This window comes from Chromobacterium amazonense (assembly GCF_001855565.1).
Lineage (GTDB): Bacteria > Pseudomonadota > Gammaproteobacteria > Burkholderiales > Chromobacteriaceae > Chromobacterium > Chromobacterium amazonense.
The window spans coordinates 348,837-368,379 of the sequence record NZ_MKCR01000027.1; the positions used below are offsets into that span (position 1 = coordinate 348,837).

The 19,543-nt window shown below is 65.0% G+C and carries 16 protein-coding genes and 1 pseudogene; 9 read left to right on the forward strand and 8 right to left on the reverse strand.

The window, feature by feature from the left end; all coding sequences use genetic code 11:
* Window positions 1–253: 253 nt before the first annotated feature.
* Window positions 254–961: a rhodoquinone biosynthesis methyltransferase RquA gene (gene rquA / locus BI343_RS12745; protein WP_071109947.1), complete on the forward strand. Its 708-nt coding sequence runs from the start codon at window positions 254–256 to the stop codon at window positions 959–961.
* 145 nt (window positions 962–1,106) lie between these two features.
* Window positions 1,107–2,177: a hypothetical protein gene (locus BI343_RS12750; RefSeq protein ID WP_071109948.1), complete on the forward strand. Its 1,071-nt coding sequence runs from the start codon at window positions 1,107–1,109 to the stop codon at window positions 2,175–2,177.
* A 165-nt stretch (window positions 2,178–2,342) separates the two neighbouring features.
* Here the strand turns inward: BI343_RS12750 and BI343_RS12755 are convergent, their stop codons facing one another.
* From BI343_RS12755 to BI343_RS12765, 3 genes are all read right to left on the reverse strand, one after another.
* The gene (locus BI343_RS12755) at window positions 2,343–3,125 is read right to left on the reverse strand and encodes a ferredoxin--NADP reductase (RefSeq protein ID WP_071109949.1); all 783 of its coding nucleotides are present in this window, start codon (window positions 3,123–3,125) and stop codon (window positions 2,343–2,345) included.
* Window positions 3,126–3,982: 857 nt separating this feature from the next.
* Window positions 3,983–5,017, reverse strand: a complete 1,035-nt coding sequence (locus BI343_RS12760; protein ID WP_071109950.1) for a glycosyltransferase family 4 protein — start codon at window positions 5,015–5,017, stop codon at window positions 3,983–3,985.
* Window positions 5,005–5,841, reverse strand: a complete 837-nt coding sequence (locus BI343_RS12765) for a UDP-2,3-diacylglucosamine diphosphatase (protein WP_071109951.1) — start codon at window positions 5,839–5,841, stop codon at window positions 5,005–5,007. The genes BI343_RS12760 and BI343_RS12765 overlap by 13 nt, the downstream gene beginning before the upstream one ends.
* 211 nt (window positions 5,842–6,052) lie before the next feature.
* Here BI343_RS12765 and BI343_RS12770 point away from each other — a divergent pair, with 211 nt between their 5' ends.
* Together BI343_RS12770 and BI343_RS12775 are read left to right on the forward strand one after the other, a co-directional pair.
* Complete coding sequence (locus tag BI343_RS12770) at window positions 6,053–6,715, forward strand: response regulator (protein ID WP_071109952.1); 663 nt, start codon at window positions 6,053–6,055, stop codon at window positions 6,713–6,715.
* Window positions 6,712–8,061 carry an ATP-binding protein gene (locus BI343_RS12775; RefSeq protein WP_071109953.1) on the forward strand — a complete coding sequence of 450 codons (1,350 nt, stop codon included), beginning with the start codon at window positions 6,712–6,714 and terminating at the stop codon, window positions 8,059–8,061. The genes BI343_RS12770 and BI343_RS12775 overlap by 4 nt, the downstream gene beginning before the upstream one ends.
* A gap of 130 nt (window positions 8,062–8,191) precedes the next feature.
* Here BI343_RS12775 and BI343_RS12780 read toward each other — a convergent pair whose 3' ends face one another.
* The 5 genes from BI343_RS12780 to BI343_RS12800 all read right to left on the reverse strand — a co-directional run bounded on the left by BI343_RS12780 (window position 8,192) and on the right by BI343_RS12800 (window position 13,516).
* On the reverse strand, window positions 8,192–8,476 hold the full coding sequence (locus tag BI343_RS12780) for a 5-carboxymethyl-2-hydroxymuconate Delta-isomerase (protein WP_071109954.1): 285 nt from the start codon (window positions 8,474–8,476) through the stop codon (window positions 8,192–8,194).
* A gap of 348 nt (window positions 8,477–8,824) precedes the next feature.
* Entirely contained in the window at window positions 8,825–9,220 is a 396-nt protein-coding gene (locus tag BI343_RS12785; RefSeq protein ID WP_071109955.1) for a hypothetical protein, read from the reverse strand.
* Between the two features lie 67 nt (window positions 9,221–9,287).
* Complete coding sequence (locus BI343_RS12790; protein WP_071109956.1) at window positions 9,288–10,415, reverse strand: methanobactin export MATE transporter MbnM; 1,128 nt, start codon at window positions 10,413–10,415, stop codon at window positions 9,288–9,290.
* Window positions 10,412–11,425: an MbnP family copper-binding protein gene (locus tag BI343_RS12795; RefSeq protein ID WP_071109957.1), complete on the reverse strand. Its 1,014-nt coding sequence runs from the start codon at window positions 11,423–11,425 to the stop codon at window positions 10,412–10,414. The genes BI343_RS12790 and BI343_RS12795 overlap by 4 nt, the downstream gene beginning before the upstream one ends.
* A gap of 147 nt (window positions 11,426–11,572) precedes the next feature.
* Window positions 11,573–13,516: a TonB-dependent copper receptor gene (locus tag BI343_RS12800; protein WP_071109958.1), complete on the reverse strand. Its 1,944-nt coding sequence runs from the start codon at window positions 13,514–13,516 to the stop codon at window positions 11,573–11,575.
* Window positions 13,517–13,631: 115 nt separating this feature from the next.
* Between BI343_RS12800 and BI343_RS12805 the strand changes: the two genes are divergently transcribed.
* The 5 genes and pseudogenes from BI343_RS12805 to BI343_RS12820 all read left to right on the forward strand — a co-directional run bounded on the left by BI343_RS12805 (window position 13,632) and on the right by BI343_RS12820 (window position 19,470).
* Window positions 13,632–14,894 carry an ATP-binding protein gene (locus BI343_RS12805; RefSeq protein ID WP_071109959.1) on the forward strand — a complete coding sequence of 421 codons (1,263 nt, stop codon included), beginning with the start codon at window positions 13,632–13,634 and terminating at the stop codon, window positions 14,892–14,894.
* Window positions 14,891–15,415, forward strand: coding sequence for a response regulator transcription factor (locus BI343_RS12810; RefSeq protein ID WP_083340945.1), 525 nt, complete (start codon window positions 14,891–14,893; stop codon window positions 15,413–15,415). Before BI343_RS12805 ends, BI343_RS12810 begins: the two co-directional genes overlap by 4 nt.
* Window positions 15,416–15,554: 139 nt before the next feature.
* A pseudogene (locus tag BI343_RS12815) lies at window positions 15,555–16,678 on the forward strand (AMP-binding protein); the annotation flags it as partial.
* 141 nt (window positions 16,679–16,819) lie between these two features.
* Window positions 16,820–17,167, forward strand: coding sequence for an AMP-binding enzyme (locus BI343_RS20440; protein WP_244886644.1), 348 nt, complete (start codon window positions 16,820–16,822; stop codon window positions 17,165–17,167).
* Window positions 17,168–17,592: 425 nt separating this feature from the next.
* Window positions 17,593–19,470: a methyl-accepting chemotaxis protein gene (locus BI343_RS12820; protein WP_071109960.1), complete on the forward strand. Its 1,878-nt coding sequence runs from the start codon at window positions 17,593–17,595 to the stop codon at window positions 19,468–19,470.
* Window positions 19,471–19,543 lie beyond the last annotated feature (73 nt).

The window sequence follows — 19,543 nt, forward strand, 5'->3', positions numbered from 1 at the left end:
CTGTCTAGCGTTGCCTGTGCGGCCCGGCTTGCGCCGGGCCGTTTGTTTTGGCGCAAGCCTCCGGCGTTTAGCCTGGTTGCGCCGGCGCGCATCGCCTATAGATAGCGATGACGTCCGCGACAGGGCGTCGGCGAGTCTATAAATACAACGGAATATGCCTTCCGCGTGGGTGGGCCAAGGTTTGGCCTGGCTCAAGCCGCAAGGCCTGCGCGCTTGCTAAGCTGTTTCCATCACTCATAGCCGGTAACCCACCATGACCACACTGCACACGCGTACCAGCACAGGCGATCCCTACTACCAGGACGTACCCGGCTATATGACCGAGGTGTACGACTGGGCTTATGTCAATCCGCGCAAGGCCAGGCTGCTCGACCACAAGCTGGTGGTGCGCACGCTGCTGTTCGGCAACGACCAACGGCTGATGCGGGCCTATCTCGATGAAATCCGTCCCGGCGAAAAAGTGTGGCAGGTGGCGCATGTCTACGGCGACCTGGTGCAGCGCGCCGCCGAGCGTGTCGGCGAGGAGGGCCGCTTCACATTGACCGACATCACGCCCATCCAGGTGGAGCTGGCCGAAGGCAAGCTGGCCGCCAATGGCCAGGCCGCGGTGGTGCGCGCTGATGCCGCCCGCTATCAGCCGGAGCAGCAACAGGATCTGGTATGCAGCTTTTTCCTGCTGCATGAGGTGCCGGAAAACATGAAGTCCGCCATTGTCGACAATATGCTGGCCCAAGTGGCGCGGGGCGGCAGGGCGATGTTCGTCGATTACCACCGTCCCGCGCCGTGGCAGCCCATAGGCTGGCTGTTGAAGTGGGTCAATCGCGTGCTGGAGCCCTTTGCCGAGGCGCTGTGGCGCAACGGCATCGACAGTTACGCGCGCGAGGCGGATCGTTTTACGTGGAGCAAGCGCACCGTGTTCGGCGGGGTGTACCAGATCGTGCTGGCGCGCCGCAAAGATTGACGCAGCGGCATGTACGTAGCGTTACACGGCCTTACATCCAACTAACAGACGGCAAGAGGGGGCAGGGCTAGGATACGTCTCAAGGAAACACCAAACACGGTGCCTGGCGGAGAGATTCCCTCCGCAACCGATCTGGAGATGAATCATGAAAAAGCTGACCCTTCTTGCCCTGTCCGCCGTTTTTGGCCTGAGTTCCGCCGCCGGCTTCGCCGCTGATGCCACCCCGGCTTCCGCCCCGGCCGCCAAGGTCGCTCCGGCAGCCAAGAAAGCCGAAAAGAAAGCCCCGGCCAAGATCCACCACGCCAAGAAGGCTGAAAAAGTCACCGCTTCCGCCCAAAAGGCGCAAGCCGCCAAGGCCGACGCTTCGGCTCCCGCCAAGAAGGCTGAGAAGAAGAAAGTCGGCGTGAAGAAGCACGCTTCCGCTCCGGCCGCCCAGAAAGCCCAGGCCGCCAAGGCTGACGCTTCCGCGCCGAAGGCCAAGAAGGCCCACAAGCACGCTGCCAAGAAGCACGAAGCTTCCGCCCAGAAGGCTCAAGCCGCCAAGGCCGAGGCTTCCGCTCCGGCAGCCAAGAAGGCTGACAAACAACACGGCAAGAAGCATGTAGCCAAGAAGGAAGCCTCCGCCGCTCAAAAGGCCCAGGCCGCCAAGGCTGACGCTTCCGCGCCGAAGGCCAAGAAGGCCCACAAGCACGCTGCCAAGAAGCACGAAGCTTCCGCCCAGAAGGCTCAAGCCGCCAAGGCCGACGCTTCCGCTCCGGCAGCCAAGAAGGCTCACAAACAACACGGCAAGAAGCACGTAGCCAAGAAGGAAGCCTCCGCCGCTCAAAAGGCCCAGGCCGACAAGGCTGACGCTTCCGCGCCGAAGTCCAAGAAGGCTCACAAGCACGCTGCCAAGAAGCACGAAGCTTCCGCCCAGAAGGCTCAAGCCGCCAAGGCCGAGGCTTCCGCTCCGGCAGCCAAGAAGGCCCACAAGCACCACGGCAAGAAGCACGTAGCCAAGAAGGAAGCCTCCGCCGCTCAAAAGGCTCAGGCCGCCAAGGCTGACGCTTCCGCGCCGAAGGCCAAGAAGGCTCACAAGCACGCTGCCAAGAAGCACGAAGCTTCCGCCCAAAAGGCCCAAACCGCCAAGGCCGACGCTTCCGCCCCGGTAGCCAAGAAGACCCACAAGCACCACGGCAAGAAGCAACACAAGGCAGCCGCCTCGGCCGCCAAGTAATCAAACCAGATCGCATCTGGCTCGCACAAAAACTGGGGAGGCTTCGGCCTCCCTTTTGTTTTGCGCGGCGTCTGGATGCGGCAAGCGGCCCGTACCGGCCTGCGTAAAGAAACAGCCCCGCGGCGCGAGCCGCGGGGCTGTTTGCATTCCGCGCGCGGCGGAGGATTACTTCTCGACGAAGGCGCGTTCGATCGCGTAATCGGCGGGATCGCCCATGCGCGGCGATTCCTTGAAACCCATGCCGTTCAGGATTTCGCACAGGTCATGCAGCATGCTCGGGCTGCCGCAGATCAGCACGCGGTCGTGTTCCGGATTCAGCTGCGGCAGGCCGATGTCGGCGCACAGCTTGCCGCTGGTGATCAGGTCGGTCAGGCGGCCTTGATTGCGGAACGGCTCGCGGGTGACGGTCGGGTAGTAGATCAGCTTTTCCTTGACCATATCGCCGAAGAATTCGTTTTCCGGCAGTTCCTTGGTGATGTAGTCGTGGTAGCCCAGTTCGCTGACCCAGCGCACGCCGTGGGTCAGGATCACTTTGTCGTAACGCTCGTACACGTCCGGGTCCTTGATGATGGACATGAACGGGGCGAGGCCGGTGCCGGTGGACAGCAGATACAGGTTCTTGCCCGGTAGCAGGTTGTCCTGCACCAGGGTGCCGGTGGGCTTCTTGCTGATCAGCACGGTATCGCCAACCTGCAGGTGCTGCAGTTTGGAAGTCAGAGGACCATCCTGCACCTTGATGCTGTAGAACTCCAAGTGCTCCTCGTAGTTGGAGCTGACGATGGAGTAGGCGCGCATCAGCGGCTTGCCGTTGACTTCCAGGCCTATCATCACGAACTGGCCGTTGATGAAGCGCAAACCCGCGTCGCGGGTGCAGGTGAAGCTGAACAGCGTGTCGTTCCAGTGGTGGACGGACAGGACTTTTTCAGCGGTCAGATTGGGAGAAGACATATGTCGCGCAGCTCACTCAATAAAGATCGGAATCATGTTGCGTTGCAAGGATTTTAACCCGTTTGCCGTTCCCCTGCTCAGTTCCTGCGGCTTCGGGCGTTGTATGGCGGCGCGAGACGTGCTCGCGCGGGCCGGTTGTGCTTGGGATGACGCCAAGGCGGCTGCCGAGACGCGATCGTGATGGCATCGCTCTGCCAGACGGCAGGACGCGACTGTCGCATGGTACCGGACGGACTGGCCATGGTGGAAGATCGTTTGCTGATTTTTTTAGCACTGATCGTTATTTTGATCAGTGTCATTGCAATGAAATTCTCATAAAGACAGAGGGCGTCCCGGTGTTGGGACGCCCTCCGGATGACGACGGGGACGAAACATCGATTTCGCGCTCGGCTTAAAGCTTGCGGTTCCGGGCGCGAACCCTGCTAGAGTCACTACGGCATGCGCTCAACGCGCCGCCGCCTGGAAGGAAACTTGCAGATTGCCGGTGCTGTTGCGCTTTTCGATACTCTACTGCCGGCACATCCTGCGCCCTGTCATGGGTGCGAATACGGGAAAAAGCTTCTCGCGGGGATCCTCTCTGTTGTCCGTCTTCAGCTGTGGTGTCTCTACGTCATATCTGGCCGGCCGGCGGCCTCTGGATCATACCGTGCATCCGTCTTGGACGCTGTTTGGGGCACTGCAGGCACCTTCGGTGCCGACTGGCGCTATGTGTTCGGGCGCAGTCGCAGTGCCGAATCAAGAGTAAGGTTGCCGGTGGTCAACGTCTGACTCATCCTGTCTCCTCCCTGTTGCTGCGACTTTATCAATATAGTGCTTACAGATTGTGAAGCAAGTATTTCTTGTCGTGGCGGATCGCCTCAATCCAGCGCCGGGCTTGCCGCGGCGGCGGTGGCGGGGTTGGGCCGCAGATGAGATTCAAACTGGCGGCTGGCCGCCTGCCAGGAATAGCCTTCGGCGACGCGGCGCACATGGTCGCGGTCAATGTCCAGCGCGTGCAGGCAGGCCGCGCGCAAATCCCAATCCAGCACGCCGGCGCCGGAATCGCCGACCACATCCAGCGGGCCGGCCACCGGGAAGGCGGCTACCGGCGTGCCGCAAGCCATCGCCTCCAGCAGCACCAGGCCGAAGGTGTCAGTCAGGCTGGGAAACACGAACACGTCGGCGGCGCGGTAGAAGCGCGCCAGCTCGTTCTGCGGAAAGACGCCGGCGAAGTGCACGTCCGGGTACTGCTGCTTCAGCCTCGGCAGCAGCGGGCCATCGCCAACCACCCATTTGCAGCCGGGCAGGTCCAGCTTGAGGAAGGCCTCGATATTCTTTTCCACCGCCACCCGGCCAATGTAGACGAAGCGAGGCGGGATGGATTCATCCAGCCGCTGGCGCTCGCCCGGGCTGAACATCTCAGTGTCGACGCCGCGGCTCCACAACTTGACGTTGTCAAAGCCGCGCGCCTCCAGATCGTTGGCGATGGAGCGGGTGGGCACCATCACCGCCTGCGAGGCGCCGTGGAAGCGCCGCATCCAGGCATAGCTGATGGGCAAGGGCAGGCGGCAGCGCGCGTGGATGTATTCCGGGAACCGGGTGTGGTAGGCGGTGGTGAAGGCCAGGCCTTCGCGCAGGCAGAAGCGGCGGGCGGCCAGGCCCAGCGGCCCTTCGGTGGCGATGTGTATGGCGTCGGGAGCGAAGCCGGCGATGCGATGCGCCACCTGGCGGTAGGGCAGCAGCGACAAGCGGATGTCCGGGTAAGTGGGGCAGGGCAGGGTGCGGAACTCCAGCGGCGTGATCATATTGACCTGATGGCCGAAGCCGTCCAGCTCGCGCACGGTTTCGGTCAGAGAGCGGACTACGCCGTTGACCTGCGGCTTCCAGGCGTCGGTGATGATCATGATGCGCATGAGGATTCCTCCGTGGCGATGGTGGGCGGGGCGATGTCTTCCTGCGCGGCCGTTTTAGACGAGGCCAGCGCGGTCCAGTGCAGCACTTCCAGCCGGCCGTCCGGGTGTTCCACCAGCGCCGACAGGCTTTCCACCCAGTCGCCGCAATTGCCGTACAGGATGCCGTCTATCATCCGCACTTCGGGCTTGTGGATGTGGCCGCAGACCACGCCGTCGAAGCCGCGCCGCCTGGCTTCGCCGGCGACAATGCTTTCGAACTGGCTGATGAAGTTGACCGCGTTTTTCACCTTGTGCTTCAGGTACTGCGACAGCGACCAATACGGCAGGCCCAGCCGGGTGCGCACCCAGTTGAAGCCGCGGTTCAGCTCCAGGATCATCGTGTAGAGGTTGTCGCCCAGATAGGCCAGCCACTTGGCGTACTGGATCACGCCGTCGAATTCGTCGCCGTGCAGCACCAAGAGGCGTTTGCCATCGGTGGTGAGATGTTCGGCCTCGTGGCGGATGGCGATGCCGCCGAAGTCCAGTCCGCAGTATTGGCGCGCGGCCTCGTCGTGGTTGCCGGGGACGTAGATCACCTGGCAGCCCTTGCGGGCCTTGCGCAGCAGCTTTTGCACCACGTCGTTGTGGCTTTGTTTCCAGTACCAGGATTTTTTCAGTTGCCAGCCATCCACGATGTCGCCGACCAGATACAGGTAGTCGGATTCGTGTTCGCGCAAGAAGTCGAGCAGGTGGTCCGCCCGGCAGCCCGCGGTGCCGAGATGGACATCGGAAATCCAGATGCTGCGCAGGCGGCGAGGGGCGTCGGGAGCGGAGTCTGGCTGCATGGCAAGTCCGTGGGCCTAGGTGATAATCCATGCTGCAATGATGAAGTGACAGGCAAATGAGACTTTGTTGACAAGCATGTGAAGCGCCGGGACGGCGGCGGCGTATCCTGGGTTTGCCCGGCGCGCCGCGCGCCGCCGGCAAGGTTGTTGGCCGCGTTTAAGCATCATTTAAGCTGGCGGTGCGATAAGAAAGGCGATACGGGGAGGAGCGATGCGGATACTGCTGGTGGAGGACGACGGACAGATTGGGGACGGCTTGCGCATGGGTTTGCGGCAGCTCGGCTTTGTGGTGGATTGGCTGCAGGATGGCTTGCGGGCGCGCGACGCGCTGTCCGCCGCGCCGTATGACGCCGCCGTGCTGGACCTGGGTTTGCCCGGCCTGGACGGCATGGCCATTCTGGCGGCGTGGCGGCGCCAGGGCAGCGATCTGCCGGTGCTGGTGCTGACTGCGCGCGACGCGCTGGCGGATCGCGTCGGCGGCTTGGACGCCGGCGCCGACGACTATCTGGCCAAGCCTTTCGCCTTGGTCGAAGTGGCGGCCAGGCTGCGCGCCCTGCATAGACGGCGCCAAGGCATGAGCCAGCCGCTGTTGAGCCATGGCCGGCTCACGCTGGACCCGGTCGGCCGCGTGGCGACGCTGGACGGCGCGCCGCTGGAGCTGACGGCACGGGAATTGGCCTTGCTGGAGTTGCTGCTTTGCAACAAAGGACGCGTGCTGCCGCGCGAGCGGATAGAGGAAAAGTTGTACGGCTGGGGGCAGGAGCTGGAAAGCAATGCGCTGGAAGTGCATGTCCATCACCTGCGCAAAAAGCTCGGCGCCGGCTTCATACGCACGCTGCGCGGCATCGGCTATACGCTGGGAGACCCGGCGTGAGGCGGCCGGCCAGCCTGCAGGCCAGGCTCTTGCTGGTGTTGCTGCTGATCGTGCCGGCCACCTGGCTGGCGGCGTCGGCCGCCGCGGTCTGGCTGGCGCAGCGCGAGGTCGATGAATTGTTCGATACCCAGATGGCGCAGTTCGCGCGCCAATTGCTGGCCATCGATGTCCATGATGCGGCGGCTGACGACACGCCCAAGCTGAAGCACTTGCTGCATGGCGCCGACGCGGGGCGGATGGACAATGGCGATCTGGGTTTGGCGGTATGGGACCGCCAGGGCAACCGGCTGTTGTGCGATGGCCGCGGCCGCCGTTTCGATTATCAGCCCAGCCGCCGAGGCTTCTACGACGAGCCAGGCAAGGATAGGCATCATGACTGGCGGATGTTGTATCTGCTGTCCGCCGATGGAAGCCGGCAGGTCGTGGTGGGCCAGAAGCTCGGCCTGCGGCAGGAAATGGTGTGGAGCGTGGTCACGGCGCAGTTGCTGCCATGGCTGATCGGCCTGCCCTTGATGCTGCTTGCCATCCTGTTCGCGCTGCGGCGCGAACTGGCGCCCTTGCGCAAGCTGGCCGCCGTCATCGCCGCGCGCGCGCCGGACGACAACAGCCCGGTCCGCGCCGACGTGCCGCAGGAAGTGCAGCCCTTGCTGCGTTCGCTGAACGCGCTGTTCGGCCGCATGGGGCAGATGCTGGAGCACGAGCGGCGATTCACCGCCGACGCCGCGCATGAGTTGCGCACGCCGCTGGCGGCGCTGCGGGTCCAGGCGGAAGTGCTGGAAATGATGCCGGACGATGCCGGCCGCCGCCATGCCCTGGCCCAGCTGCAGCTGGGCATCGCGCGCGCCGGCCGTTTGGTGGAGCAGCTGTTGGCCCTGTCGCGGCTCGATCCGCTGCAACGGCCGCAGCAGCGGGCGCGGCTGGATTGGCAGCATTTGATCGAACATATGCTGGCGGAGCTGTCGCCGCTGGCCGAGCAGGTGGAGTGGCGGCTGGACTGGCGTTGCGCGCCGGAGGAGGCGCTGCCGCTGTTTGGCGACGAGGCCTTGCTGGGGCTGATGCTGCGCAATCTGCTGGAAAACGCCTGCCGTTATGGGCCGGCCGATGGCGTGGTGACGGTGAGGCTGGAGCAGGACGCGGTCAGCGTGCTGGATCAGGGGCCGGGCATCCCGCCGCAGTGGCTTGCGCGGGTGCGCGAGCGTTTCTTCCGCCCGCCCGGCCAGCAGCAAGCCGGCAGCGGCCTGGGTCTGTCCATTGTCGAACGCATCGCCGAGCTGCACGGCCTGCGGCTGGTGTTGCGCAACCGACCCGAGGGCGGCCTGGAGGCGAGGCTGGAGCGGACGGCGTGACTGCGACAATCTGCCGCACGCCGCCGGCAGGATGCTGGTTTATGCTGTGAATATCCCGGCGCGACAGGCGCCGGGCAGACAAAGGTTGCAAGCCCGCTTTGACCGGCGGGCTTCTTTTTTTGTCAGCAAGTCAGCTTGCTCTTTTGGCGTAGGCGGCCGGGTCCATGTCCCGCACCTCGCAGCTGATGGCCGCGACCTGCGGCAGCACGGCGCTGGCGGCGCGCACCAGCGCATCGGCCAGCCGGCCCTTCTGTTCGTCGCTGCGGCCTTCAAGAATCAGGCAGCAGAGATGGACGAAGTCCGCCTTGGCGCCGCCGACCAGAGAGTGCGGCGATGCTAGGGGCTGTTGACGTTTGGTGAGTGGATCGCGTTTGCGCCGATTTGTGCCGGAAGCAAGGCGCACAGTCCGCCGCATAGTCATTCTATGCAAGGGCTGGGCAACGTGGCTTCCGGCCCAAAGCGGCCAAACCCGCAGGGCCGGGCGCCTTTCGCGCCGACTCTTCGTTGTTCCGCGCTGGCAGAGAATGACTATGCGGCGCGCGAAACGCCTCGATTCGGCGCAAAACGCATCCCGGCGCGACCGCTCACCAAACGTCGACAGCCCCTTGGCAACCGGGTCTTGATATCGGCGGTCTGGAACAGCCCGCTGCTGTTGGCCGCGTCATGGACGGCCCGGACCAGCTGCTCGACGGCGGGATGGCTTGCCAGCTCGGCCGAACATTCGATGACGCAATGGGGCATCTTGAGTATTCCGTGAAGTGGATCAGTCGGCGTTCGCGCCGAAGCGCATGCGCCAGAACAGGGCGTTGCACACGCCGCCCGCCATCGCGCCCAGGTAGATGGTCATCCAGTCGTTATACAGCAGCGGCTCCGCCACCCTGGCGTACAGCAGCGTGATCACGCTGCCGCTGAAGGCGCCCGGCATGAAGGCGACCAGCAGCAGCAGCCAGGCCGGCCATTGCCGCTGCCAGCGCGCCACCGGTCCGGCCAGGATGATGCGCAACAGGCACAGCAGCAGGCCGAAGATCAGCGCCGGCACCGCGCCCATCAGGTAGGCCATCATCGGCACCACGCCGCTGGCCAAGAGCGCCACCAGCGGTCCGAGCAGGATGAACAGCGTCAGGCCGCAGGCCAGGATTTTCAGGTAGGGAGTCTTCATCCGCTTTTGGCACAGGTCTAAAGGCAGACAGCGTAGCAGACTGGCCGGCCGGCGACGAGTGCAGCCATCATCGGCGCGCGGCGAACGGGTCGGCCAGCCGCGGATCGCGCGTCAACGTGTCGTCGGTCAGGGTTTTCAGGAAGGCGACGATGTCGGCCTGCTCCGCCGCGCTCAGCTGGATGCGGTCGATGGCGGCGTCTTTCCACGGATTGCGCCGGCCGTCGCCGCCTTTCGCGCCGCGGCGGCCATGCTCGGCGTGGATGCGAACCGCCTCTTCCAGCGTCGCCACGCTGCCGTCGTGCATATACGGCGCGGTGAGGGCGACATTGCGCAGGCTGGGGCTGCGGAAGCGGCCCATGTCGGCGGGCTGGCCGCTCAGCTCCAGCGCGCCGCGGTTGGGAAACGGATAGCCGCCTTTGCCATCCGTGTTGTAGAGGCCGATGTTGTGGAAGGGCAGGCTGTCGCCGTGGCCGGCCATCTGGTCGTCGAAATCCGGGCTGCCATGGCAGCGCAGGCACTGGCCTTGTTCCGAGCGGAACAGTTTCAGGCCGCGCAGCTCGGCGGCGGACAGCTCGGCCCGGCCGGCTTGGTAACGGTCGTAACGCGAGTCGAACGAGACGATGCCGCGTTCGAAAGTGGCGATGGCCTTGACGACATTGGCCAGCGACAGCGGCTGCCCCTCTGCCGGGAAGACGCGGGCGAATTCGCGCTGATACAAGGGATCGGCGCGGAGCCTGGCCAGCACCGTCGGCAGATTGCCGTCGTTGATGCCCATTTCCACCGGATCGGTGCGGAACAGCGGCCCGTCCATCTGCCGCTCCAGCGTGGTCAGCGAGTAATTGGCCCAGGTATAACTCTTGCGCCAGGCGACGTTGGCCAGCGGCTGGGCATTGCGCAGCGTGCGTTCGCCGGTGCTGCCCAGCGACAGCGCCACGCTGTCGCTGAAAGCCTTGTCCTGCGGATGGCAGCTGGCGCAGCTGATGCGGCCGTTGCCGGACAGCCGCTTGTCGTAGAACAGGCGGCGGCCCAGTTCGAACTTGGCCTGGCTCATCGGATTGTCGGCCGGCACCGGCGGCGGAGCGACGCCCGTCGGTAGTTTCCAGTGCCAGTCTCCGACAGGCGCTGGCGGCGGCGGACTTTCCCGCCCGCAGGCCGTCAGCAGTCCGGCCAGGGCCAGCGCGGCGAGCGGCCTCATGAGGCGATCTTCTCCAGGCGGAACACGCGGCTGCTGCGGCCGTCGCTCAGCGGCTGGCCGCCATCGTTGGCGCCCGGTTGGCTTTCGTTCAGCCGCAGGCCCAGGCGGTCGAAGATGGGTTGGCATTCGGCGTCGGTGACATTGGATTTGCAGCCGAAATCGGCGCTGTCGTCGCGGGTGATGTCGTTGCCGGCGAACAGCGCTTGCACATCCAGCACCACGCGGTCCGATTTCGGATCGAAGCGGTCGAACATCACCTTGAAGCGATTGGGCTTGCCGCAGCGGTAGCCGCCGGCGATGTTGCGGTCCGGCTTGCAATCGGTGGAGCCCAGATGGAAGGACCATTTCGGATCGCCGCTGCCGTCCTGGCGCTTGACGCCGCCGTCCGGCGCCAGGTCTACCCGCATGAAGCGATGGCCGGATTGCCATTCCCACATCAGCCAGTACACGCCGAGTATCGGATGCGGCGGGCTGTGCGCCGGCTGGTGGTTCAAGCCCACTTCCTTGCCTTGGGCGTTCTTGGCGGAGATCGGCACGCCCACCTTGAAACTCAGGCCGGTGTAGTTGCCGGCGGGGGCGGTGCCCACCACGTCGCTATTGCTGCCGTCCAGCGGCTGGTTGTCGTCCACATTGGGCTGCTTGCAGCTGCCGCCGGCAAAGTCGAGCAGGGCCAGGTTGAGAAACTGCCATTTATTGGCCTGGTCCAGCTGCAGCGGCACTTCCTGGCCTTGGTCCGTGATCAGCGCCACATCGTGCACATACATCATGCCCTCGGTCAGCTGCGCATTCGCATGGCTGCTGCCGATATTGCTCAGCTTGCTGCCGCAATTCACCGGCTGCGCGCCGGACTTCAGCGCGAAACGCACGGTGGTGGCGCCGCCGCCGAAGCCAGGCTGCGGCGGGCTGGCGTCCTGGTTTTGCGCAGGGCTTTCGCTGCTTGATACGCCGCCGCCCAGGCAGCCGGCCAGACTCAGGCATAGCGCGGGCGCGAGCATCCAAAATTTCTTCATCACCGTTCTCCATTTTTTTATGAAATTAATCCGGCGTAGGGCGGATGCCCCAAAGGGGCGATCCGCCGCCACGGTTTGTCGTACCTCGGCAGTCCGCCAGGTACGGCGGAACGCCCGGCAAAGCCGGGCTTCCGCCCTACGGCTGCCTTACCAGTGCGCCTGCAGCTTCATCCACAGCGTGCGGCCCGGCTCATTGACGCGCAGGGTGCGGTCATAGCCGATGACGTCGGCGCCGCCGCGGCTGACGTGCTCGGCGTAGGTGCGGTTGAACAGGTTGTCGATGCCGGCGGTCAGCTTGATGGCCTTGCTGACGCGCCAGCCGCCGTTCAGCGACAGGGTGGCGAAGCCTGGCGTCGGGCCGATGTCCTGGCCGGCGATATTGCCCTGGCCGATGGCGTAGCGGTCCTGGCCAGCGGCCACGCGCCATACGGCGGCCGCGGCCCAGCGCTGATTGTCCCAGGCCAGGCTGACGGTGGCGCTCAGCGGGGGCGTCTGCGCCAGCGGCTTGTCGTCGGTGGCGTTGGCACCCCAGCTATAGGCGGCGCTGCCGGACAGCTGCCATTGCGGCGCGAACTGCCAGGCGGCGTCGGCCTCGAAGCCGTAGCGGTAAGCCTGGATATTGCGGGTCTGCTGGCTGGCCTTGGTGTCGATCAGCAGGAAGTCGTCGATGCGGCTCAGGTAGGCCGACAGCGAACCCTTGATCTGCTCGCCCTGGTACAACGCGCCCAGGTCCAGCTGGGTATTGCGCTCCGGTTGCAGCACATTGCGGTTGGCGCTGACCTTGGATCGTTCCCAATAGTCCGGCGCGCGTTCGGCGACGCCGACGCCGGCATACGGCGTCCAGCTCCCCAGTTTGTATTCGTAACGGGCGAAGCCGCTATAGAGGCGGTAATCCTGCAGCTGCTCGCCTTGGGTCGCCGTGGCGTCGTAATAGGCACGCGCCCGGTCGTGGCGCCAGCCGGCGATGAGCTTGCCGCCGCCCAGGGGTTTGCTGCCTTCCAGGTACAGACCGGCGCGTTCGAGGTGCTGGTCCGGCACGCGCGGCAGGCTGGCGTAGTCGCGTCCGCCGAAGCGGCTGCTGTGGCGGTCTTTTTGCCAGTCGGCGCCGGCGGTCAGCTCGATATCGGCAAAGGCCAGATCCGCCTCCAGCTTGGCGGCGTCGGTTGTGCGGTCCGGATTGCTGGCGCTAGCCGGTTTGCCGGGGGGCAGCGGCCGCAGCGAGTAATTGTCCATCACGTGGTCGGCGTAGCTATGGTTGGCGGCCAGCCTGACCGCGTCCAGCCACGGCGCGAGATTGCGTTGTTCCGCCTTGACGCCCCAGGCGCTGCGGTCGAATTGGCTGCCGTCCATGCCGCGATCGGCATAGGCGGCGTGGCCGCGGCCGAAGTCGCCGGACAGCTCGATGGTGGTGTCGCGGCCGGGCGTGAAGCCGGCGATGAGGCTCTGGCTGTCGCGCTGGTAGGCCGAATGGACTTTCTGGCCGTTGCCGTCGCGGTAATCGCCGGCCTCGTTGTGGGAGTCGATCAGCCGCAGATAGCCCAGCGCGCCGCCCAGCGTCAGGTCGGCGTAGGCGTCCCGGCGGTCGGCGCTGCCGGCGAGCAGGCTGCCATCGAAGCGCAGGCCAGGCTCGTCGAAGGGCTTGGTTTTGCGCTCGAAGCTGACCGCGCCGCTGATCAAGCCGCCGCCGTATTTGACCGACTGCGGTCCTTTGATCACCACCAGCTTGTCGTAGGCGTCGGGGAACAGGTAGGCGGTGGGCGGGTCCATCCTGCCCGGACAGCCGCCGTAGACGAAGCCGCCATTGGCCAGGATGTTCAGCCGCGAGCCGCCCAGGCCGCGCAGCAGCGGGTCGCCGGAGCTGCCGCCTTTGCGCACCACGTCGAAGCCGGGGATGGTTTTCAGGAGGTCGGCGCCGTCGCCGGCCGGCACCGGCTGGCGCGGCGCGCGCGGGTCGGTTTCCACCCGCAATGGCTGTTCGGTTTTGACGGCGGTGACGACGATGGTGTCGGCGTGGAAAACGGGCAGGTCGGCGGCAAAGGCGTGGCCAACCGCCAGCGCCAAAGGCATGGGAAGCAGGATTTTATTGAGCATCACGGGAGCCAAACGGTTTTGAATTTTGCGGCGATGCTATTGGAAACTGTTCGTGCCCGGAATGCGGCATATTGTCGCAGCGCGCCAGCCCGATGCCATGGTGTAAAGTGGCGGCATGAAATGGAATGCGATATGGGAGCCGGAGCAGGCCATCGATCCGCGTCAGACCAGCCGCCGGGTCTGCCGCCTGCGCTGGATGATGTTGTCGCTCGCCTCGGCGCTGACGGCCGGCTGCGCGCTGCTGGATGTAGCCTTGCCGTGGCTGCTGATCATTCAGGCGCTGGCGACGCTGGCGCTGGTCAATCTGGCGCTGCCGCGGCTGCCGGCGTGGGAGGTGTCGGCCGAGCGGGCCTTGCGGCTGGGCCTGCTGGCCGATGTTTTGGTATTAACCGAGCTGCTGGCCTTCAGCGGCGGCGCGGCCAATCCGCTGGCCTCGCTCTATCTGCCGCCGGTGCTGTTCGCCGCGCTGCTGTCTCCTGGCTGGTTCGCCTGGTTGCTGGCCGTGCTCAGCGTCATGGCCTATGGCCTGCTGTTCGAATGGCATCTCGATTGGCCGCTCAATGGCGGCAATGCCGCTTACGCCTTCAATCTGCACCTGGCTGGGATGTGGATTTCCTTCGCGCTGTCCGCGCTGTTGATCGCCGGTTTCGTGTCCTGGCTGGCCCGCCAGCTGCGGCATCAGGGCGATGCGCTGGCCGAGGCGCGGGAAACGCAGCTGCGCGACGAGCAATTGCTGGCGGTGGGCATGCAGGCGGCCGGCGCCGCCCATTCCTTGTCCACGCCGCTGAATACGCTGACCTTGCTGGTAGACGAGCTGATCAGCGAGCGCGCCGGCGACGCCGCGCTGCTGCAAGATCTGCTGCTGATGCGGGCGCAACTGGCCAGCTGCCGCGGCACGCTGTCCCGGCTCAAGCACGGCTCCGAGCCCAGCGCCGGGGCGCAGCCCTTGTTCGCGTCGCTGGCAGAGCGGCTGGATGGCTGGCGCAGCCTGCGGCCGGATGTGCGGCTGGACTGGCGCGCGCCGGAGGGCGAGGACCCGTTGGTGCGGCTGGATGCCGCGTTCTGGCCGGCGCTGTTCAATCTGGTCAACAACGCGGCTGAGGCCGGCGGCGGCGAAGTGGCGGTGTCGGCCAGCCTCAGCGGCGGCCGGCTGCGGCTGGACATTGTCAACCGCCAGGGCTGGCTCAGCGAGGCGCAATTGGCGCGCGCCGGCCTCGCGCCGCTGGAGTCGGCCAAGCCGGCCGGCATGGGCCTAGGCATGATGCTGAGCCACGCCACGCTGGCGCGTCTGGGCGGCACGCTAAGCCTGGACAATCGCGCCGAGGGCGGCGTGCATGCGCGCATCACGCTGCCCTTGGCGTTGGAGGAGAAGACGTGAGCGATTTTCTATTGATCGATGATGACGAAGCCTTCGCCATGGTGCTGATGCGCTCGCTGAGCCGGCGCGGCTACGAGACCGTATGGGCGCGCGACGCCGCAGAGGCCCTGGCGCGGGCGGCCGAGCGGCCGGCACGCATCCTGCTGGACCTGAATCTGGACGGCGATAGCGGCCTCAGGCTGCTGCCGGCGCTGCGCGCGGCCAGCCCGGCCAGCGCCATCGTGGTGCTGACCGGCTACGCCAGCATCGCCACCGCCGTCGAAGCCACCAAGCTGGGCGCGGTGCAGTACCTGGGCAAGCCGGCCGGCGTGGACGAGATTCTGGCGGCCTTCGCGCAGCAGGCGGCGAATCCGGAGCTGCCGGTATCGCCGCAGCCCATGTCCTTGCGCCGCGTGACCTGGGAGCATTTGCAGCGCGTGCTGGCCGAGCACGACGGCAATATCTCCGCCACCGCGCGCGCGCTGAACATGCATAGACGCACCCTGCAGCGCATGCTGGCCAAGAAGCCGGTGAAAAGCTGAATCAAAGGCCATGACGATTATATAAATCGGACGGTGGCAAGCCATCAGAAAATATGATTGGAGTGAAAGCTCCAGCGCGGCGTAACGTGCGGATTCCATACTGATAAAGGGGAGATGCGAGATGCTGCGTGGACAGATGATGGACCTGCCGTTGCTGATTTCCGACCTGCTGACGCACGCCGAGCGTTTTCATGGCGACACGGAAATCGTGTCGCGCACGGTGGAAGGGCCTATTCACCGCTACACCTACCGCGACGCCGCCCGCCGCGCCCGCCAGCTGGCCAATGCGCTGCCGTCTCTGGGCGTCGCGCCCGGCGACCGCATCGGCACGCTGGCCTGGAACGGCTACCGCCATTTCGAGATCTATTTCGCCGTCTCTGGCAGCGGCGCCGTCTGCCACACCGTCAATCCGCGGCTGTTCCCGGAGCAGATCGCCTGGATCATCAACCACGCGGAAGACAAGGTGCTGATGTTCGACGCCAGCTTCCTGCCGCTGGTGGCGCAGCTGGCGGACCAGTTGAAGAGCGTCGAGCATTTCGTGCTGCTGGCCAGCCGTGCCGACCTGCCGGCGGACAGCGGCATTCCCGATCTGATCAGCTATGAAGACCTGGTGAACAGCCATAGCGATGTCTATGCCTGGCCGCGGCTGGACGAGAACGCCGCCTCCAGCCTGTGCTACACCTCCGGCACCACCGGCAACCCCAAGGGGTGCTGTACTCGCACCGCTCCACCGTGCTGCATGCTTACGGCAGCGCGCTGCCGGACAGTTTCGACATCTCGGCGCGTTCGGTGGTGATGCCGGTGGTGCCGATGTTCCACGCCAACGCCTGGGGCCTGCCTTATAGCTGCGCCATGAACGGCAGCAAGCTGGTGTTGCCGGGGCCGAAGCTGGACGGCGCCAGCTTGCAGCAACTGATCGCCGAGGAGGGCGTGACCGCCACCGTCGGCGTGCCCACGGTCTGGCTGCAGCTGTTGCAATATTGCCAGCGCGAAAACCTGTCGCTGGCGCCCTTGAAGCGGGTGATCGCCGGCGGCTCCGCCGTGCCGGAGAGCATGATCGAGCAGCTGGCAGAGCGCGGCATAGAGATGCGCCAGCTATGGGGCATGACCGAGCTATCGCCGTGCGGCACCACCGGCACGCCCAAGCTGAAACACCAGGGCCTGGCCGGACCGGAGTTGAACGCGCTGCTGACCAAGCAGGGGCGGCCAGTGTACGGCGTGGACATCCGCATCGTAGACGACGCAGGCTTGCCCTTGCCGCACGACGGCGTGTCCTTCGGCAACCTGCAGGTGCGCGGCCCCTGGGTGCTGTCGCAATATTTCAAGCGCGAACTCGACGCCAACCATAGCGGCGACGGCTGGTTCCATACCGGCGACGTGGTGACGATAGACCCTGACGGTTTCATGCGCATCACCGACCGCACCAAGGACGTGATCAAGTCCGGCGGCGAATGGATCAGTTCCATCGATCTGGAAAACATCCTGGTGGGCCATCCGGCGGTGGCGGAGGCGGCGGCCATCGCCGTGCCGCATCCCAAGTGGGACGAGCGCCCGCTGATGGTGGTGACGCTGAAGCCGGGCGCGCGGGCGACGCGCGAGGAGTTGCTGGCCTACTTCGACGGCAAGATCGCCAAGTGGTGGACACCCAACGACGTAGTCTTTGTGGACGAACTGCCGCATACCGCCACCGGCAAGCTGCTGAAGATGAAGCTGCGCGAGCAGTTCCGCGACCATCAGTGGCCGGAAGCATGATGATTGGATTGTTTGCTCTAATGTGCTGGATTTTTATAGAGCATTTACGTTAGAATGCCCGCTGCACTGAGAGCCGCAAGGTTTTGAGGTGTTAGCCCCTCGAAATATCGCGCTGGCCAAGGCCGGTCCGATGTTTCTTCCTCGTGTTGACCCCTGCCGCGTTGCCGCAGGGGTGTTTTTTTGGCGTCGCCGCAGTGTGGCATTTACATCGACGCCACTCTTTCAAGCACCTATCATAATCAAGTTGGCATGCGTTCGATCAAGCGGTTTTGTCCGAGTCTGGTTTAACGTACTCGTCAAGTTTTCAATAAGCACTATCAAATACGCTTGACCCGATATCGCCTTGGCGAGTCAAGGCAGGTCGGCGCGCGCGCTCGCCTTCTATTCGGGACTGCTGATTCAATACAGTGGGAAAAGGGAAACAGATGAAATCACTCCGTAGCCGCCTGATAGCGCTCAACGCTTTGTTGATGGCGCTGTTCGGCCTGGTCCTGGTGACCATAGTCTTCATGCAGATGCGATCGGAAATTCTGGGCGGGCTCGACAACGAGTTCGCCGCCAGCCTGAAGGGACAGAGCGCGGTGGTGACCACCTGGCTCTCCGAGAAAAAGCAGCAGATCGTCGCCCAGACCAGCGTGGCCGCCGAACCGGATGCGCTGCGTTTCCTCAAGGTAGGCAGCAAAGCCGGCGGCTTCAATGTCAACTATGCCGGTTACGCCGATGGACGCACACTGTTCTCCGACGATTGGGTGGCGCCGACGGATTACAAAGTGGCCGACCGCGACTGGTACAAGCAGGCAAAGGAAGCCGGCCAGCCGATTGTAACCGAGCCTTATGTCGACGAAGCCACCAAGAAGCTGACCGTCACCATCGCCGCGCCGTTCAACCACAACGGCGCCTTCGCCGGCGTGGTCGGCGGCGACGTGATGGTGGACACGCTGGTCAAGTCGGTGCTGTCGACGAAGGTGCGCGGCAACGGCTACGCCTTCATCGTCGACAAGAAGGGCACGGTGATCGCCCACCCGCAAGCCGAGCTGACGCTGAAGCCCATCACCGGCCAGGTGCCGGAATTGACGCCGGAGCGGCTGGCGCAGCTGGTGCAAAGCGACAACGCCTCGGATATGAACATCGGTGGCAAGGACATGCTGGTTTCCGCCCAGACCATTCCCGGCACCAACTGGGTCATGGCGCTGGCCACCGAGCGCGACGTAGTGCTGGCGCCGTTGAACAAGCTCTTGTACACCATAGGCGGGCTGACTCTGCTGGTATTCGCCTTGATGATCCCGTTTGCCAGCGCGATCATCGGCAAGATGCTGTCCGGCCTGGTGAAACTGAAAACGGCGATGGAGGACATCGCCCGTGGCCAGGGCGACCTGACGCTGCGGCTGAAGGATGACGGGCAGGACGAGATCGCCGCCACCGCGCGCGCGTTCAATACCTTCGTCGGCCAGCTGGGCCACCTGTTCCGCGGCCTGAAGACGGATGCGCAGGATGTGGTGGGCGGGGTGCAGGATGCCAGCCAGCTGGTGGCCAGCGTGGCGCAGAGCGCCCGCCATATCTCGGACGTGTCGTCCTCCAACGCCGCCACCCTGGAGCAGATCACCGTCTCGATATCCCATATCGCCGACAGCGCGCGCCAGGCAGACCAATTGGCCAGCGCCACCGGGCAGAATCTGGCAGCCAGCGCCGACAATATGGAACGGCTGTCCAGCGGCATGGAAAACACCGTGCAGTCGGTGCGCGGGCTGGAGGAGATGCTGTCCTCGCTGGACAAGCGCTCGCAGGAAATCTCCGGCATCACCAATGTGATCCGCGACATCGCCGACCAGACCAATTTGCTGGCGCTGAACGCGGCGATCGAGGCCGCCCGCGCCGGCGAGCAGGGACGCGGCTTCGCCGTGGTGGCCGACGAAGTGCGCAAGCTGGCCGAGCGCACCGCCCAGGCCACGCTGGAAATCTCCAATATGGTGGGGGCGATCCGCGAGGAAACCGGCCGCGCGGTGGGCGACGTCAACAACACGGTGCAGGCGGTGGACGAGGGCGTGGGCCTGACCCGAGAGGCGGTGGACAATATCGCCGCCATCCGCGAATCCATGCTGGAGGTGGTGGCCAAAATGAGCGAGATCTCCCATTCCACCCAGGAGCAGCACAAGGCCACTACGCTGATCGCGCAAAGCTCCGAGGCGATCAACGGTCATGTGCTGGAGAACGACGACGTGCTGCAAAACGTCAGCAGCACGCTATCCGGCCTGGCCGGCAACGCCGGCAAGATGGACGCGGAGTTCAACAAGTTCCGGCTGTGATCCCGCCGGTCAGGCAGACAACGCCGCCTTGCCAGGCGGCGTTTTTGCGTCGATGATCCGAGGCAACCGTTCC

What these genes read in the sequence shown, in the direction of transcription:
- rquA (WP_071109947.1), top strand. Translation starts at nt 254, where the DNA reads ATGACCACACTGCACACGCGTACCAGCACAGGCGATCCCTACTACCAG.
- BI343_RS12750 (WP_071109948.1), top strand. Translation starts at nt 1,107, where the DNA reads ATGAAAAAGCTGACCCTTCTTGCCCTGTCCGCCGTTTTTGGCCTGAGT.
- BI343_RS12755 (WP_071109949.1), bottom strand. Translation starts at nt 3,125, where the DNA reads ATGTCTTCTCCCAATCTGACCGCTGAAAAAGTCCTGTCCGTCCACCAC.
- BI343_RS12760 (WP_071109950.1), bottom strand. Translation starts at nt 5,017, where the DNA reads ATGCGCATCATGATCATCACCGACGCCTGGAAGCCGCAGGTCAACGGC.
- BI343_RS12765 (WP_071109951.1), bottom strand. Translation starts at nt 5,841, where the DNA reads ATGCAGCCAGACTCCGCTCCCGACGCCCCTCGCCGCCTGCGCAGCATC.
- BI343_RS12770 (WP_071109952.1), top strand. Translation starts at nt 6,053, where the DNA reads ATGCGGATACTGCTGGTGGAGGACGACGGACAGATTGGGGACGGCTTG.
- BI343_RS12780 (WP_071109954.1), bottom strand. Translation starts at nt 8,476, where the DNA reads ATGCGGCGGACTGTGCGCCTTGCTTCCGGCACAAATCGGCGCAAACGC.
- BI343_RS12785 (WP_071109955.1), bottom strand. Translation starts at nt 9,220, where the DNA reads ATGAAGACTCCCTACCTGAAAATCCTGGCCTGCGGCCTGACGCTGTTC.
- BI343_RS12790 (WP_071109956.1), bottom strand. Translation starts at nt 10,415, where the DNA reads ATGAGGCCGCTCGCCGCGCTGGCCCTGGCCGGACTGCTGACGGCCTGC.
- BI343_RS12795 (WP_071109957.1), bottom strand. Translation starts at nt 11,425, where the DNA reads ATGAAGAAATTTTGGATGCTCGCGCCCGCGCTATGCCTGAGTCTGGCC.
- BI343_RS12800 (WP_071109958.1), bottom strand. Translation starts at nt 13,516, where the DNA reads ATGCTCAATAAAATCCTGCTTCCCATGCCTTTGGCGCTGGCGGTTGGC.
- BI343_RS12805 (WP_071109959.1), top strand. Translation starts at nt 13,632, where the DNA reads ATGAAATGGAATGCGATATGGGAGCCGGAGCAGGCCATCGATCCGCGT.
- BI343_RS20440 (WP_244886644.1), top strand. Translation starts at nt 16,820, where the DNA reads ATGCGCATCACCGACCGCACCAAGGACGTGATCAAGTCCGGCGGCGAA.
- BI343_RS12820 (WP_071109960.1), top strand. Translation starts at nt 17,593, where the DNA reads ATGAAATCACTCCGTAGCCGCCTGATAGCGCTCAACGCTTTGTTGATG.